General features: G+C 48.3%; 15 protein-coding genes, 1 pseudogene and 1 other annotated feature. Of the genes and pseudogenes, 7 read left to right on the forward strand and 9 right to left on the reverse strand.

Annotated features, from left to right (window positions below; translation table 11 throughout):
• Positions 1–33: 33 nt before the first annotated feature.
• From tnpA to N7386_RS15565, 4 genes are all read right to left on the reverse strand, one after another.
• Positions 34–468, reverse strand: coding sequence for an IS200/IS605 family transposase (tnpA, locus tag N7386_RS15550; RefSeq protein ID WP_279769558.1), 435 nt, complete (start codon positions 466–468; stop codon positions 34–36).
• A 161-nt stretch (positions 469–629) separates the two neighbouring features.
• On the reverse strand, positions 630–2,408 hold the full coding sequence (locus N7386_RS15555) for a flotillin domain-containing protein (protein ID WP_279769559.1): 1,779 nt from the start codon (positions 2,406–2,408) through the stop codon (positions 630–632).
• A gap of 33 nt (positions 2,409–2,441) precedes the next feature.
• Positions 2,442–3,077: a YqiJ family protein gene (locus N7386_RS15560; RefSeq protein ID WP_279769561.1), complete on the reverse strand. Its 636-nt coding sequence runs from the start codon at positions 3,075–3,077 to the stop codon at positions 2,442–2,444.
• A 106-nt stretch (positions 3,078–3,183) separates the two neighbouring features.
• Positions 3,184–3,750 carry a DsrE family protein gene (locus N7386_RS15565; RefSeq protein ID WP_279769563.1) on the reverse strand — a complete coding sequence of 189 codons (567 nt, stop codon included), beginning with the start codon at positions 3,748–3,750 and terminating at the stop codon, positions 3,184–3,186.
• Positions 3,751–3,819: 69 nt separating this feature from the next.
• Between N7386_RS15565 and N7386_RS15570 the strand changes: the two genes are divergently transcribed.
• From N7386_RS15570 to N7386_RS15590, 5 genes are all read left to right on the forward strand, one after another.
• A complete protein-coding gene (locus N7386_RS15570; protein WP_279769566.1) occupies positions 3,820–5,325 on the forward strand; it encodes a carboxypeptidase M32 in 1,506 nt (501 codons plus the stop codon).
• A 118-nt stretch (positions 5,326–5,443) separates the two neighbouring features.
• Complete coding sequence (locus N7386_RS15575; RefSeq protein ID WP_279769568.1) at positions 5,444–5,938, forward strand: GNAT family N-acetyltransferase; 495 nt, start codon at positions 5,444–5,446, stop codon at positions 5,936–5,938.
• Positions 5,938–6,288 carry a DMT family protein gene (locus N7386_RS15580; protein WP_037415674.1) on the forward strand — a complete coding sequence of 117 codons (351 nt, stop codon included), beginning with the start codon at positions 5,938–5,940 and terminating at the stop codon, positions 6,286–6,288. The genes N7386_RS15575 and N7386_RS15580 overlap by 1 nt, the downstream gene beginning before the upstream one ends.
• Before the next feature lie 26 nt (positions 6,289–6,314).
• Positions 6,315–6,572 (forward strand): DUF2960 domain-containing protein, encoded by a 258-nt coding sequence (locus N7386_RS15585; RefSeq protein ID WP_011626864.1) that lies wholly within the window; start codon positions 6,315–6,317, stop codon positions 6,570–6,572.
• Positions 6,573–6,611: 39 nt separating this feature from the next.
• Complete coding sequence (locus N7386_RS15590; protein WP_011717856.1) at positions 6,612–7,121, forward strand: RDD family protein; 510 nt, start codon at positions 6,612–6,614, stop codon at positions 7,119–7,121.
• 134 nt (positions 7,122–7,255) lie between these two features.
• Here N7386_RS15590 and lptG read toward each other — a convergent pair whose 3' ends face one another.
• Positions 7,256–8,314, reverse strand: coding sequence for an LPS export ABC transporter permease LptG (gene lptG / locus N7386_RS15595; RefSeq protein WP_011717857.1), 1,059 nt, complete (start codon positions 8,312–8,314; stop codon positions 7,256–7,258).
• A complete protein-coding gene (gene lptF, locus N7386_RS15600) occupies positions 8,311–9,423 on the reverse strand; it encodes an LPS export ABC transporter permease LptF (protein WP_011623577.1) in 1,113 nt (370 codons plus the stop codon). Before lptF ends, lptG begins: the two co-directional genes overlap by 4 nt.
• Before the next feature lie 255 nt (positions 9,424–9,678).
• Here lptF and pepA point away from each other — a divergent pair, with 255 nt between their 5' ends.
• Entirely contained in the window at positions 9,679–11,187 is a 1,509-nt protein-coding gene (gene pepA, locus N7386_RS15605) for a leucyl aminopeptidase (protein ID WP_011717858.1), read from the forward strand.
• Between the two features lie 177 nt (positions 11,188–11,364).
• Positions 11,365–11,483: a sequence feature (Phe leader region), on the forward strand.
• 37 nt (positions 11,484–11,520) lie between these two features.
• Positions 11,521–13,524 (forward strand): chorismate mutase, encoded by a 2,004-nt coding sequence (locus N7386_RS15610; RefSeq protein ID WP_279769573.1) that lies wholly within the window; start codon positions 11,521–11,523, stop codon positions 13,522–13,524.
• A 148-nt stretch (positions 13,525–13,672) separates the two neighbouring features.
• On the opposite strand, the pseudogene N7386_RS15615 reads toward N7386_RS15610, so the two are convergent.
• From N7386_RS15615 to N7386_RS15625, 3 genes and pseudogenes are all read right to left on the reverse strand, one after another.
• Positions 13,673–14,978 (reverse strand): annotated as a pseudogene (locus N7386_RS15615) (sodium:proton antiporter).
• Between the two features lie 45 nt (positions 14,979–15,023).
• The gene (locus tag N7386_RS15620) at positions 15,024–15,359 is read right to left on the reverse strand and encodes a hypothetical protein (protein WP_279769575.1); all 336 of its coding nucleotides are present in this window, start codon (positions 15,357–15,359) and stop codon (positions 15,024–15,026) included.
• 161 nt (positions 15,360–15,520) lie between these two features.
• Positions 15,521–16,648 carry a hybrid-cluster NAD(P)-dependent oxidoreductase gene (locus N7386_RS15625; RefSeq protein ID WP_279769577.1) on the reverse strand — a complete coding sequence of 376 codons (1,128 nt, stop codon included), beginning with the start codon at positions 16,646–16,648 and terminating at the stop codon, positions 15,521–15,523.
• Positions 16,649–16,672 lie beyond the last annotated feature (24 nt).

Here is a 16,672-nt window from a genome sequence, read left to right on the forward strand (position 1 = left end):
GTGGCTTTGTTTTAACCCCCTAAAAGGGGGCCTTTATTCAAGAGCAAGTTGACCCTGCTCTTGCCGCTCTACTTTCTCTTGATGCCTAACGTATCTACGGATTATTTCCTCGTTAATTCCAATCGAATCGACGAAGTATCCTCTCTGCCAAAAATGATTTCCCCAAAGTTTATTCTTACGTAGGTAAGGAAATTTACTGAATATTTTCAACGCTATCTTACCTTTTAACGTCCCCATTAAATTCAATATAGATATCTTCGGAGGTACCTTCAGCACTAAATGGACATGGTCAACTTGAACATTTAGCTCCATGACTATGCATCCCATTTGATGGCAATAAACCTGAATGCATCGATAAACCTCTTTTCCGACATTACCCTTCAATATCCGAAAGCGGTACTTTGGTGTCCAGACTATATGATATTGACATCGCCAGAACACATGCGATGCTTGCTCGTATCTACTCATGTTATTTGCCTCTTTTGACTTCGCTAAAAATCAAAGATGCATTTAACTTGGGTAGGTATACAGGCAAAGCCTCAAATGATGATAACCACCTACTGAAGTAGGTGGTTTTGAGCTAAAAATAAAAAAAGCGCCCGCAGGCGCTTTAATCTAAACTTTTAATATCAATTACTTATCTTTGGCTCTACCACTGTATGTTGCTGGCTATAACCATTTAATCCGCTATTGGCCGACTTCACGACATTTAAGGCTTCGGTGGTTAAGGCATTATTGCCATTGAGTAAATCATTTAACGTGCCAGACTCAGATTGCACTAAGCCTAACTCTCGCAGCATGGCATCCACCACTGGCGCATTGGCGCGGTAGTTTAACGCGGCGCTGGTGACTTGCTCGGCGATACCACCTTGATGTGCGACTGCGCCATCGGCTCCCGATGCCAGTTGATTACCGGCGCCATAACCTTGAAGAATTTTAATGCCTTCAATGTTTTCCAGCGGTTTAACCGCCTGCGCGACAATCTCAGGCAGTGCTTTTAAGATAGCGAGGGATTTTTGCAGCGCAATCTGCTCATCACGCAGCACGTTTTCGGCTTCATACAGAGCTTGTTTACCCGCCGCTTCAACGGCATAGACCTTCTCGTCGGCCTCGGCTTGCAGCTTCTTGGCATCTGCACTGGCGCGAGCTTCAATCAGAATTGCGCTCGATCTGTCTTCGGCGGCACGTTTTTCCGCTTCGGCTTGTACCGTCACTCCTACCGCATCGCGCTCCGCTTCTTTACGCGCATCGATCACTTCAATCTCTTTACGACGATTCGCCTCAGCCACTTGGCGCACCGTAATAACCGCTTCTTCTTTCTCTACCTTGGTTTTTTCCGCTTCGGCGGCGCGGGCACGGGCAGCAGACTCTTCTTCCGACTTCGCGGCTACCGCGATGTGTTTTTCCTGCTCGGCAACTTCGATATCACGTTGCTGTTGAATACGGGCCTGTTCGATAGATTTGCGCTTTTCAATCTCGCGGGTTTCGATGTCTTTAGTTTTTTCGATTTGTGCAGTTTCGATTGCGCGTTCTTTGGCAATCTCAGCTTCGCGCTCTTCACGGGACTTGTTTTCTTTTTGCTTAATAATTTCCGCTTTCTGCTCGGCACGCTTAAATTCGAGTGACTGCTGCTGCACCAGACGCGCTTCTTCTTCGGCCTTTTCAATCTCCAGCGATTCTTTTTCAGCCTCTAGGTTACGCTGCTCGATCTTGATGCGGTTTTCCTGCTGGATATCGTTGGTCTCTTTACGTTTTTCTTCGATAATCTTAGCTAAACGTGCGCGACCTTCGGCGTCGAATGCGTTATTTTCATTAAAGAATTGCAGATCAGTCTGGTCAAAACCCGTCAACGAAACGGATTCGAGTTCTAACCCGTTTTTCTCGAGATCGTTAGCGACGTTATTCTGTACCCGCTGGACGAAATCGGCGCGCTGCTCGTGCATTTCAGTCATGGTCATTTCCGCGGCGACCGCACGTAACACGTCAACAAACTTAGATTCCATCAGCTTTTTCAGCTCTTCCACACGCGTGGTACGGGTACCTAAGGTTTGTGCCGCCATTGAAATGCCTTCAGCATTGGGCGCCACACGCAGATAGAAGTCCGCCTTCACATCGACACGCATTCTATCCTTAGTGATCAGCGCATCTTTTTGGGTTTTCTCCACTTCGATACGCAGGGTATTCATATTTACGGCTATGGTTTCATGCAGCACGGGTAAAACGATTGCGCCACCGTCCTTAATAATTTTTTCACCACCAAAACCCGTACGTACAAAGGCCATTTCCTTCGTCGCACGTTTATATAATTTGGCAAAAATCAGACCAATCACAATCAGGCCAACCAATACCATTCCGGCAACTAACAACACGAAGTTGCTCGAACTGGTTACATCATTTAACACATCCATTTGCTTTCCTTTTTCGTTAATGGCTTTGGAAAATTAATTATCAAAGCGAGTCGCAGACCAGACTCTTCCTTCTCGTTTTAGCAGCACCACTTGCGTGCCACTGGCAAACTCGATACCCGAGGTTTCGGGTTCGACTAATACATAATGTTTTTGTTGATGTTTATCCCGCACCACGGCTTCCGAAGGCATGCCCTTCATGGCGCAGCCTAAGGTGATAGTACCGACATAGCCACTTAAATCATCAAGGGATATGGCGGTGGACTCATTCTTAGGGAGTAAATCGGCCAAGATCCGCCCGAGATAGCGACAGGCAAACGCACTGCCAACCACAGCAATCGGTAAGGTGAAGAGTTGCGGTAACAAGATGCCCGTGAATAGCAGGCTCAGGTAATTTGCAATATAACCGACAATCGCAAAGCTGGTCAGTGCCAGCACAAACCAGATAAGTAAGGGTAATCGATTCAGACATAGCCAGCCCGCAATCCCCGTCAGGCCAGTACCACCAATATTGGCATCATAATCCACATCGGCGGGCACCCATTGGTCGAGCGCACTCATCATGCTTAACCCTATCACTAGGGCTAAGGCTTCAAACACACCAAGGACAAGCACGCAGGCGAAGGCAATAGTGTAAGGTAGGTTAGGCTGTTCAACTAAAAACGCCCACATAGTCATCTCCTTGAACGATACAGCATTCCATTTACTTCACTGTAATTATCAACTTACGAGTGACAGAATAGCAAGGCGAGCCTAGTTTCCAAACAAAAAATTTGCCCTAAAACGGATTTTGACTAAATCCTTGCTGCGCCAGAATCGCATGGGCCGTCATCGCAGACAGGGCCATATCGACGCCCGGTAACAAAGAGGCATTGTGTAAGTCAAAATAAGCGGCGCTCTGACCACAGATATAAAACTTCACCCCATGGGCCACTAAGGTTTTCACTAAGGCTTTATTGGGGTTTTGCGCCCCTTTGTGCTGCTTGGCATAAAAGCTATCATCAGCTAAATCGCCAACGGCACTGCCATGCACCACCATAGCTAGCTCAATATCGCTTTCTTTAACGCCAGCCGCCACGTGCATATTAATAAAACGGGCAAGGCTGTCGAGCTGACGATTCACTTGGCCGACATCGGCCGCCTTGCTCATATCGAATGCCACCTTAAACTTCATCCCAGCAGGGATAACAAGGTTGCTTTCGACCTTAGCCACTTGACCAAATTCGGGGATAGCCGTTCCCGGCGCAAAGCTGTCGGCTCCAGCATGGGCGGCACTAGATAAGCCAGCCAACAGCGCCATGGTCATGGCTTTAAGGGTTTTAGTGTGATGTGATTTTGGCTGCATGATATTATCATCCTGTTATTGTTATTTTTTCGTGCTAATAGATAACGACAGCACCTTAAGATTGAGTCTATGGATACCGCTATGAACAGCAAAGAACCTACGCCAAGTTACGATAAACTCACGGCGCATTTCCAGAAAATTTCACATTTTGAACATTTTAGTGCGCTTGGTGATTGGGATCAGGCCGCCATGATGCCCCTCGGTGGTGGCAGCGAGCGTGGTGATGCCATGGCAGAACTGGCATTACATATCCATAGCCTTAAAACGGCGCCAGAGCTTGGCGATAACCTCGCACTTGCCACACAAGAAGCGCTGAGTCCAGAGCAACAGGCCAATCTGAGGGAAATGCAATATCAGTATCAACAGGCGACCTTAGTGCCCGGCGAGCTAGTACAGGCCAAAACGAAAATGGCCTACCAATGTGAAAATGCCTGGCGCGAGCAACGCAAAAACAATGATTGGCAAGGTTTTAAACCGAATCTAAAAGCGGTGATCTCCCTCTCGAGGGAAGAAGCCTTAATTCGCGCGCAGGCGCTTAACATCTCCCCCTACGATGCCCTGCTCGATAAATTTGAGCCCGGCATGACCACGGCAAAGCTCGAACGGACCTTTGGCGACTTAAAAACTTGGTTACCCTCTCTTATTCAAGATGTGCTTGCAAAACAAGCCAGTGAACCCAAGCTTACCCTTAATGGCCCCTTCGAAATCAAGGCACAGGAAGCCCTAGGCCAAGCGGTGATGGCCTATTTAGGGTTTGACTTTAACCATGGCAGGCTCGATATCAGCAGCCACCCATTTTGTGGTGGAGTGCCTAGCGATGTACGTATCACGACGCGTTATAATGAAGCCGATTTTAGCAGCGCTATCATGGGCATAGTGCATGAAACTGGTCACGCCCGTTATGAACAGGGCTTACCGAAACCATGGCGAGGTCAGCCCGCAGGATTGGCTCGCTCCATGGGCGTCCATGAGAGCCAAAGCTTATTTTGTGAAATGCAGCTCGGTGCCAATCCCGCGTTTTTACGCCAACTGCAACCACTGATTAAACAGCATTTGGGTTGCGAGTTCAGCGCCCAAGACTTGGCAAGACACTATACCCGCGTCAATCCCGGGCTTATCCGTGTTGATGCCGATGAAGTCACTTACCCTTGCCACATTCTATTGCGCTTTGAGGCCGAAAAAGCCTTTATTGACGGCAGCCTGAGCGTAGATGACCTCCCCGATTTTTGGTCAAGCCAGATGCAACAACTACTCGGGATCAATACCGATGGTAACTATCGCGATGGTTGTATGCAGGATATCCATTGGGCCGTGGGTGAATTGGGATATTTCCCAAGTTATACCTTAGGCGCCATGTATGCCGCCCAATGCCGTTTTGCGCTGGAGCGAAGCTTAGGCCCGATTGAAAACCTCATCGATAATGGGCAGTTATCCCAAGTATTTGACTGGCTTGGCACCCACATTTGGTCCAAAGGCTCACTACTGACAACGGATGAGCTCATCATTCAAGCCACAGGCGAGCCGCTCAATAGCCAATATCTTGCTAAACATTTGAAGCAACGTTATTTGGGATAAGCGCGGTAAACCGCCTAGACAATCGCAGCACTGGCGAGTTTCAAAGCTTTTGCTGCGATTTGGGTATATAATCCCCAACTTATTTATTCACACTGTTTTGGACGGAAAAAGGTCGACCATGTTACTGCGTGCAATCACCCCAGAGGATTGGGATGCTATTTTACAGATCCAGGAAGAATGTTACTCCCAACTGGATCCTGAACCCCTGCATGTATTGCAAAGCAAGTGGCACGTCTCACCTCAATCCTGCTTTGTGTTTGAGGTGAATGAGTCGGTGGTGGGCTATTGCCTCGCCCACCCTTGGACCACCAATATGCCTCCTGCATTGTATGAGCCCATCACTCAGTTACCTAAGGCCGATACCTTGTATCTGCACGATATTGCCATCTCGGTAAGGGCTCAAGGTTTAGGCGCTGGCTCCAAGGCCTTAATGCGCTTAAAGCAGCTCGCGGATCGCTTTAACTTGAGCTCCCTCTCTCTGGTCGCAGTACAAGGCGCCGATAGCTACTGGCGTAAAATGGGCTTTAAACCTAAAGCGATTGAGAAATGCCTTGGCAGCTATACCGACGATGCAATGTATATGATTTATAAGCTTAATCATCGAGAAGAATGATGAACCCCACCCTAACGACTATTGGTTTACTCTGTCTTAGCAATATTTTTATGACCTTTGCATGGTATGGGCATTTAAAATCCTTAGGTTCAAAGCCTTGGATTATTGCCGCCTTAGTCAGTTGGGGCATCGCTCTATTTGAATACCTACTGCAAGTGCCCGCTAATCGCATCGGCTACACAGTGATGAATGTCGGCCAATTAAAAATCCTGCAGGAAGTCATCACCTTAAGCTTGTTTGTGCCCTTCGCCTATTTCTATATGAAGGAACCGCTCAAACTCGACTATCTCTGGGCGGGCCTGTGTATCCTCGGTGCGGTGTATTTTATTTTTAGAAGCGAATTTAACTAATTCCAGACTTATTTCAGGAGAAAACCATGGCGCGTCAAGTGACTTACACCTTCAAAGGTGAGACGAAAACCATCGCCTTTAGTTATGATAAACACCGCGATTTATATGAAGCCGTGGCCGAGGCCGAAGGCATTGACTTAACCAAGTTTCTCGCGATGGAACAACAAATTGCCATGACCTCACGCAAAGGTGCCAAGGCTGAAAAAGACTATCGCAAAGTTGAATTTGCCCGCTTTGGTTTTAGCAATATCCACTTTGTACGTGATGAAGAACCCGAGGCCTAAGCCTTATCGTCATTTATCCATTTAGAATTAGGATTGCAGATGTTAAATGCTGAACATGCTAACTTTCCCCGTGCAGGATTCTTCCGCCGCTTAGGGGCAATGATCTATGACCTGCTGCTCGCGGTAGCCGTGTATATGTTTGCTGGCGCCATCGGCTTTGGTATTTTCTTCGGACTCACAGCCTCGGGCCTGATTAGCATGAATGGCTTTGAACATGTGTCCGACGCCCTCAATGGCACGCCGATTTACCATGGGATTTATCAACTCTGGTTAGTGCTCTGCGTAGGCACTTTCTATGCGCTTTTTTGGAGTAAGGGCGGTCAAACCCTCGGGATGCGCGCCTGGCGCCTTAAGATCCAACATCCTAATGGCCAAAACTTAAGCCTTATCACCGCCTATGCACGCATCGTCTGGTCTTTACTCGGCATTGGTAATTTGTGGGTGCTGATCAACGACGATAAACTCGCGCTACAGGATATGATGACCCGCTCAGAAGTGGTTGTTCTTTCTAAGGAAGCTAACCAAATGCGCAATTGGCATGGTGCATAAACCACAGGCGGTTAGATCATAGCGGTTAAACCATAGTGCTAAACTTGGCATCTAAGCCTTACAACCGCGATTAAGCTAACCTTGCCCCAATAAAAAAACGACGCCATGGCGTCGTTTTTTATTACCCGTGTGTATCACCGCCGGATAAAGTAAAAGGCAATACCGGTAAATAACAGACTCGGCGCGATGGCTCCCACGTAGGCCGGTAACTCATATACCATACTCATGGGACCAAAGATCTCGTTACTGATATAGAAACTAAACCCAGCGACCACCCCAAGCAACACCCGCGCGCCCATAGTCACAGTCCGCAGAGGTCCAAACACAAAGGATAAGGCCACCAGCATCATCACCCCAACAGTGACAGGCTGCATCACCTTGCGCCAGAGGGCTAATTCGTAACGGCTTGGATCTTGGCTATTATTTTTAAGGTAATCTAAGTACCCCATTAAACCGCGAATCGATAAGGCCTCTGGCTTGACCGATACTACGCTGAGTTTGTCGGGCGTAAGACTTGAGCGCCAAATATCTTCGTCTAAGTGTTCGAGCTTCACTTCGTCATAGCTTAAGTCGGTACGCTTCACATCCATAAGATGCCAACTGTCCTTACTGAACAAAGCACTCTTGGCATGCACCACATTCGTAAGCTTTAACTCACTGTTAAACTTATACAAAGTAATATTATTCAGCTTATCAATATCGGCGACTTCACCAATATTCACGAACAAATCGCCGTCTTTAGCCCAAATGCCTCGGTGGGATTTAATCAAACTGCCGCCGGAGAGTTTAATGGCTTGGAGTTCATTGGCCTTTTGCTCGGCCACTGGTGCGCCCCACTCACCCAATGCCATCACCATCAACATCAATGGCACTGCGGTTTTCATCGCAGATAAGGTGATCTGCAATCGCGACATCCCTGAGGCTTGCATCACTACTAGCTCAGAGTTCGAGGCCAGCATCCCCATGCCGATCAAGGCGCCTAACAGCACCGCCATCGGGAAAAACATTTCAATATCGCGAGGCACGAGGAATAACACATAAATGCCTGCATCCATCATAGTGTAGGAACCACGCCCCACTAAACGCAGCTGGTCAACCCACTTAATGATGCCCGACAAGCCCGTCAGCACCAGCAAACACAGCGCCGAAGTACTTAATAAAACTCTGGCGATATAAAGGTCTAAAATCTTCATGCGGCCACCTTTTTACGCGCCATTGCCGTCGATAAACGAGCAAATAAGGGTCTATCTTTACCTAGGAGTAAAATCCCCATAATGAGTGCCGACAAATGGATCCACCACATACCTAAATATTGTGGGATCACCCCATCCTGCAAGGCTTTACGTCCCGCGACCATCAGGCCAAAGTAGCCAAGATATAACAGTACCGCTGGGAGCATTTTGGCAAACTTACCTTGGCGCACATTGACTCGCGCCAGCGGCACGGCAATGAGTGTCATGATAGGAATCGCCAGCGGAATCGCTAAACGCCAATGGAACTCGGCCACGGCTTCAGGTCCTTCGACTTTCATCAATTCAGTCAGCGGTAAGGCTGAGAGTTTACGGCGACGTTCATCGACCTGTTGCTCTTTGATTTGCATCTTATAGCCACCAAATTCAATCATTTGGTAGTCTTTCTGTTGTGGGCTGCCCTGATAGCGCACCCCATCATTGAGCTGTAACTGCTGCGAGCCATTCTGATCTTCCAGTACCCGTCCGCCTTTAGCCACCACCACGTTGGTTAAACCAATTTCGTCATTGGGGTCGGGCAACTGGGCCACAAACACTTTATCCAGATCGTTATCCTTGCCGATACGTTCGACAAACAGCACAGCACGGCCGTTAGGACTCGCCTGAAAACGCCCTTGCACTAATGCGGCAAGGCCCGCCTCGGATTGGGCTTTCTCGAGCACTTGGTTTTGTTGCTCCTCGGCCCAAGGCGCGACATAGAGGGATAAATAGCCAGTAAACAACATGTTGATAACGGCGAGGATCAAAGTTACTCGGGTAACATACCATTCACTTACGCCAACACCGTGGAGAATGACCATTTCATTCTCGGCATACATGCGGCCGTGGGCCATGAGGATCCCAAGGAACAAACTTAAAGGTAAAACGAGAACAACAAGATAGGGTAAGTTGAGGCCTATCAAGGTAGCGATAAGAGAAGCAGGAAATTCACCGTCTGAGGCGTCGGCCAATATGCGCACGAAATGCTGGCTAATAAAAATAGTTAACAGTACGAAAAGTACTGCAATTTGCGCCTTTAAAACTTCTCGAATAAGGTATCTAAATACAATCACAGGTAGGATCCGGTCTCTAAACTTATCTTTTTGCTGGTAACAGACTAACTTTCATGTAAACTGTTTACTTTTGGTAGTTTTCTGACCAGCTTCAGGGGTTCCTGGCAAACGATAAATGTCACGGATATTTCACAAAAACGTGACTCAAGTGCCGAGAATAAATCACCTTTGGAGTAATAACTTAGGCCCTTTTCGGGACAAGCAGACATTATCCAATAAATATAAAAATTTGTCTTTAAGAATCTAGGAGTGCTCATGGAGTTTAGCGTAAAGAGCGGTAGCCCCGAAAAACAACGCTCAGCCTGCATCGTTGTCGGTGTTTATGAACCCCGCCGTCTATCCGGCATCGCCGAGCAATTAGACAAGATTAGCGAAGGTTATATCAGTAATCTACTGCGTCGCGGCGATTTAGAAGGTAAGCCTGGCCAAATGTTATTACTGCACCACGTTCCTAACGTATTGAGTGAACGAGTGCTGTTAGTCGGTTGCGGCAAAGAACGAGAACTAGACGAACGCCAGTACAAGCAGATCATCACTAAAACCATCAACACCTTAAATGAAACTGGTTCAATGGAAGCTGTGTGCTTCTTGACCGAGTTACACGTGAAAGGTCGCGATACCTATTGGAAAGTTCGCCAAGCAGTCGAAACGACCAATAGCAGTTTATACAGCTTCGATGCACTCAAAACCCGTAAAGGTGAGACCCGTCGTCCGCTGCGCAAGTTAGTGTTTAATGTCCCAACTCGCCGCGAACTGACCTTAGGTGAGCGTGCGATTGAGCACGGCATGGCCGTTTCTGCAGGCATGCATTTATGCCGCGATGTGGCTAACATGCCGCCAAATATCTGCAATCCAGCCTATTTAGCCTCTCAGGCTCGCCAATTGGCCGAAGTTCACGAAAACCTGCATGTCACGACTGTGGGCGAAGAGCAAATGGCAAAACTCGGCATGAACTCTTACCTTGCTGTTGGCCGCGCTAGTGCCAATGAATCCATTATGACAGTGATGGAATACAAGGGTGCAGTCGATAGCACTGAGAAACCTATCGTGTTGATTGGTAAAGGCTTAACCTTCGACTCAGGCGGTATTTCATTAAAACCAGGCGAAGCCATGGATGAAATGAAATACGACATGGGCGGCGCAGCTGGTGTTATCGGCACCATGAAAGCCATCTGTGATATGAAGCTACCCATCAACGTCGTCGGTATTCTTGCGGGCTGTGAAAACATGCCATCGGGCAATGCTTACCGCCCAGGTGACATTTTAACCACAATGTCGGGTCAGACCGTTGAAGTCCTCAACACCGACGCCGAAGGTCGTCTGGTACTGTGTGACGTATTAACCTATGTTGAGCGTTTTGACCCAGAGCTGGTTATCGACACGGCAACACTGACAGGCGCCTGTGTGATTGCCTTAGGCAAACATGCCTCAGGCCTGTTCTCATCACACAACCCTCTGGCTCATGAGCTACTCAATGCTGGTGAGCAAAGTGGTGACCGCGCATGGCGCATGCCACTGTGGGATGAATACCAGGATATGCTCGATAGCCCATTTGCCGACATGACCAACTTAGGTGGTCGTCCAGCTGGCGCGATTACCGCGGCTTGTTTCCTGTCTCGTTTCGCCAAAAAGTACAACTGGGCTCACTTAGATGTGGCGGGTACTGCGTGGAACAGCGGCGCGAATAAAGGTTCAACCGGTCGCCCTGTGCCAATTCTGACTCAGTTCCTGATCAATCGAGCTGGCGTAGAATTAGGCGAGTAATCGCTAATAGCACTGAAAAGGCGAAGAATTTCTTCGCCTTTTTTTATTAGGCTCGAAGGCGAAATGACGATTGGCTCAGGAATAATTGCAGCTTAGCTACGCGAAGAGGAAAGAAAATCGCGATTGAATAATTTTTGATTGACAGCCACGCCCTCGCCCTTTAGTTTTACTCCCTATGAAAACAAATACCGCAGCTTTTTTTACTTTCTTTTTTACACCCCCACTCTAGGAGGCGGATTTACTGTGTAAAAACGAAAGTAAAAATCCAAAGCCTCCCACTGGGAGGCTTTTTCGTCTTAAACGCTCGATAATACGGTGGCAAATGAGGTCAGAATGCAAAAACCACAGCCTTTAAATCAAACGCGAGAACAAATTACTCACCTCGACAATGAGCTTCTCTCGTTACTCGCCGAACGTCGACGCCTAAGCCTTGAAGTGGCCCGCAGTAAAGAAGTAGATGTGAGACCCATTCGCGACACCCAAAGGGAAAAAGAACTGCTGGCTAGATTAGTCACAGCTGGCCGAGAAAAAGGCTTAGATGCCCATTACGTGATCTCACTGTATCAAAGCATTATCGAAGACTCAGTCCTTAATCAACAGGCTTATCTCCACGGCCGTGCTAATCCAGAAACGCAAAAACAGCAGTACTGCATCGCCTACCTTGGCGCCCGCGGCTCCTACTCTTACCTGGCCGCCTCTCGCTATTGCCTACGTCGTCAGGTTGAGATGCTCGACTTAGGCTGCCAAAGTTTCGATGAGATTGTCCAAGCCGTTGAGTCAGGCCACGCCGACTATGGCTTTTTGCCGATTGAAAACACTTCGTCCGGCTCTATCAACGAAGTATATGACGTGCTGCAACACACCAGCCTCTCCATCGTCGGCGAGACGACTATCGAAGTCAGCCATTGCCTGTTGGGCAAACCGGGCAGCAAACTGAGTGATATCAAAACCGTCTATGCCCATCCGCAGCCAATTAGTCAGTGCAGCCGTTATCTGAGCCAGCACAAAGACTTAAGACTGGAATATTGCTCAAGCAGCGCCGAAGCAATGGAGAAGGTCAACCAATCTATCGATAATAGCGCTGCAGCAATTGGTAGCACAGAAGGTGGCGCGCTGTACCAACTCGAGTCGATTGAGTCGGGTCTTGCAAACCAAAAGATTAACCAGAGCCGCTTTATCGTTGTGGCTAGAAAAGCCGTAGCCGTACCCGAGCAACTGCCAGCCAAAACCACCCTGATTATGGCCACAGGCCAAAAGGCGGGTGCCTTGGTTGAAGCCCTATTGGTGCTCAAGGCGCATCAGCTCAATATGAGCAAACTCGAATCTCGCCCTATTCCTGGTACGCCGTGGGAAGAAATGTTCTATCTGGATATCGATGCCAATATCTCCAGCGAAGCCATGCAACAAGGGCTCAAGCAGCTCGAGAGGATCACGCGTTTTATCAAAGTATTAGGTTGTTACCCCTGTGAAACCGTCAAACCGACACAACTCAGTAATAGCCAATTACTTATCGAGCCGAGCACCTCAAAAGCTGAGGTGATAAGTACGGTGAGCCTTGATCCGTCTCCCTATCGCTTCAGTAAGGCGTACAAGGCGCAGGCGAGTGAAATTCACTGCGGCCCCTTTACCATTGGCGCAGGCCATATTGGTACTATTGCCAAGATCACGCTGAGCAAAAGCCTGCTGCAGCAAGAGTCGTCACAGGCTGCCTTATCCGCCTTTGAGCGCAGAGTAAAACAGCTAAAAGAAGCGGGTTTTCAAGCGGTAATTTTAGACGGATGCCACTCACTCGCCTCGGCCGAAGCTATCATCCCTAAGCTGCGCCAAACCCTGCATCAGTATGATTTGCTTTGTGTCATCGCCATCGAACAGGCGACGGATATGCCATTAGCGACTGCTCATGCCGACATGCTGTTCTTAACGGGCAAACAAATGTTTAATCAATCCTTGCTGACTCAGGCAGGCACCTTGCCGATCCCGCTATTCCTCGAACGTAACGATATGGCCAGTTATGAGGAGTTTATGGCGGCAACAGAGACGATTTTAAGCCAAGGTAACCAACAGCTTATCCTATGTGACTCCGGCATTCGAACCTATAACAATGCCAACTTACCCACCTTGGATTTAGCAAGCCTCATCCAAATTAAGGCCCACAGTCATCTCCCCATAGTGATTAACCCTTGTTATGCCATCAGCGAAGATGCGCTGCCACTGCAAACTCAAGGGATTAAACAGCTGAAAGCCGATGGCCTAGTGCTGAATTGCTCCCTCGAAGAAGATAAAGCACATGACGCATTGGCGCTGATGGCCGAGGTCGTGAGGGAGTTATATCGCTAATTTGAGCATATAAGGATACTAAGGAACATACAGCCACGAATATCGTGGCTGTCTTGTTTAGAACTTAGGCTTCATAGCTGTGGATTTAGGACTGTAGATTTAGAGCTTAGGGTTTGGGTTTTACCCCTCAAGGTTAAACCCAGCTAACCTAGGTCCGCTCAGGTGCAATCTGATGATAAGCCTCTGTTGCCACCGCATTACTGCGACGAATTAACCCCGTCATACTCGAGCCCTGCACTAAGATTGAAAACACCACCACAGCATAGGTCATCACGAGCAGTAGCTCACGCAGCTCGACACCGCTTTGTGAATCGACAATAACGCCCTCGGGTAAACTCATCGCCATGGCCAAGGCCAGCCCCCCCCCTGAGCCCACCCCAAATGAGTATCGACTCGGCATAGGGATTGTAAGACTTCACCATCCTAAATCCGATATAGGGCAAAAATACACTCACCGCCCGCGCCGTTAACACCAGAGGAATAGCCACTAACATAAACCACCATAATGGCGCCTTAAAGGTGACGAGCAAGAGTAATAATCCGAGCAGGAGGAACAACAACGCATTAAAGAAGGATTCAATCAGTGACCAAAAAGTGTAGAGTTTCACCCGCTCATGGCGCACAAAATACTTAGGCACGCTGTAGTTACCGATAATCATCCCTGCACTGACCATCGCCAGTGGCCCCGATACCCCTAACACTTCGGCGATGACATAACCCGCCGTCGGGATCAGCAAAGTGACTAGCATCAACTGGGTTTCTTCCTCACAGTAGCGAAAGAAATGGTGCAACAATACGCCGAGCACGGCGCCATAAACGACGCCCCCGAGTGCCTCTTGGACAAACAATAGCGAGATTTGCGAAAAGGTCAGCGGCTCAGTTGAAAAAGCCAGATGGGAGATCGCCACAAAAATCACCAGTCCTATGCCATCGTTAAAGAGCGATTCCCCTTCTACCTGAATCGCAATATCTTCGGGCGCGCCCATCTTCTTCAGAATGGCTAACACGGCAATCGGATCTGTGGGTGAAATCAAGGCACCAAAGAGCAAACAATGGCTTAAGACCAAGGGTAATCCCAGCATGGGAGCTATGTAATAAAGCAAACCACCGACGATAAAAGTCGAGAGTAAGGTACTGACAAAGGCAAGAATGAGAATTTCCCATTTCTGATGCCGTAAGATTTTTAAGCGGATCTGCAATGCCCCGGCAAATAAGAGAAAACCTAACATGCCATTGAGCAATAGCGCCTGAAAGTCGAGCTTTTCCAGCCCCGCCACAAAGTAGCCATAAACATGGCCGCCAAGCGCCTTACCGCCCAGTAAAAGCAACAGACTCATTCCTAAGGCTAATGCGGTAATGGCGACGGTTTCTTGCAACTTATGCAAACGCGAGGATGCCACAGACGTGACTAAGGCTAACGCACAGAGAATACAGAGAATTTGATAACTAGTCATAAGAGTCTCTAATCACCCTAAGATGAAGAGACTCTAGCACAAGTTTTAGACTTCTAAACCATCCAACAGACTTAGCCAGCCTTTAATAATCCGATGGCAAAACCAAATGATACCAAAGAGATAAATCGAAAGGCTGAGCCAAGTGATGGGCAGGCAATAGCCCAACACCAACAGACCAAGAAATATCACATTGGAGTGACGTTGCCAGCGTAGATGTGATGCCAGCAGAGCATTATCTTGCGTATGTCGTTGAGACAAGTTGATAAATAGGCTCAGCAATACCGGCAGCAGTAACAGCGGAAAGCCTGACATTAAGGCGTAAAGCAAATGGCCTAAGCTGCGATCTTCAATTTTTGCGGCATATGTGGTTGTCGTTGTCATTGAGAGACTCCAGCCAGACGATGGGACTGGGCGTTACTCCGCCCTCGTCTTTAACCTTACGTTCTCGCAGACATAATCGCAACTAAGGCGCAAAAATATTTCCGCGCGAGTTTTTTAAATCACCAATGTTTTGAAGCGACCATGCCCTTCGCAGGCAAGTATCAGGTCAAAGACAGCGTTACATCCGATTTGAGTTTAGTCGAGCAAGCTAACACATATCCGGCTTCGATTTCGGTAGGTGTTAAGGTCATGCTACTTGTGGACTCGGTCTCCCCTTCGAGCACTTGGCATTTGCACGCGCCGCATACGCCCGAACGGCAGGCCGCAATAATCGGTAAGCCTTCGGCTTCAATCCCCTCAAGCAAGGTTTGCTCGGCCGTTAAAGCCCGCTTTTTATCGCCTATGGATAACATAAAGCTGTTACTGCCACTCACAGGAGCCTCAGTCTGCATTTCTGCCTGTTTAACGCGGCTTTGCGCCTCTTTCACCGCTGTGGCAAAACTCTCGTGATACAACTGAGTCATATCGAAGTTAAGCTCTGCAAGAATCGTTTTGACCGCCTGCATATAAGGCTCTGGTCCGCACAAAAAAACGGTTCGCTCGGCAAAATCGGGGACTAAAGCTCGAAGATTATTGGCACTTAAACGGCCGATATCATGCAATACCGCCTCGGGATGCCAAGCCGTGTTAGCGGTGACATCCTCAACAATATAACGCAGCTTAAAATCTCGATGGCGCGTAGCCATTGTCTCTAATGAGGTTTTAAAAATAATATCGGCCTGGGTGCGAGCGCTGTGCACAAAAGCAATGTCGGCATTCATTTGGCTGTCGGTTAAATAACGCGACATCGAATACATGGGCGTGATCCCACAGCCTGCACTCAAAAATAGGTATTTTTTGGCAGGAATATCAAATAGATTAAACTGCCCCGTCGGCGGTAGGACTCGTACCGTTTGCCCCGGTTGTAAATGATCAATCAAGTAATTCGACACCAGTCCGCCATCGACTCGCTTAATGGTTAACATTAAGGAATAGGGTCTCGAAGGGGTTGAGGACAAGGTATAACTGCGGCAAGCCTGCTCACCGTTGATCTCTAGCACTAAGGTCATAAATTGCCCCGGCTTATAATCAAACTTCATCGGCTCACCGGCTTGAAAACGAAAACTCACGACATCGGCGGTTTCGTTCCAGCGCTCCACACACACTAACTGGCTAAAGCCCACAACACTTGCAGGCGCAGTAGATAAAGCGAGACTTGGCATGATATTTTGCATAGTACTGATATTCATCGTCTTTGTATCCATAACACTGCG

This window comes from Shewanella sp. GD04112 (assembly GCF_029835735.1).
In the GTDB taxonomy this organism is placed as follows: Bacteria; Pseudomonadota; Gammaproteobacteria; order Enterobacterales; family Shewanellaceae; genus Shewanella.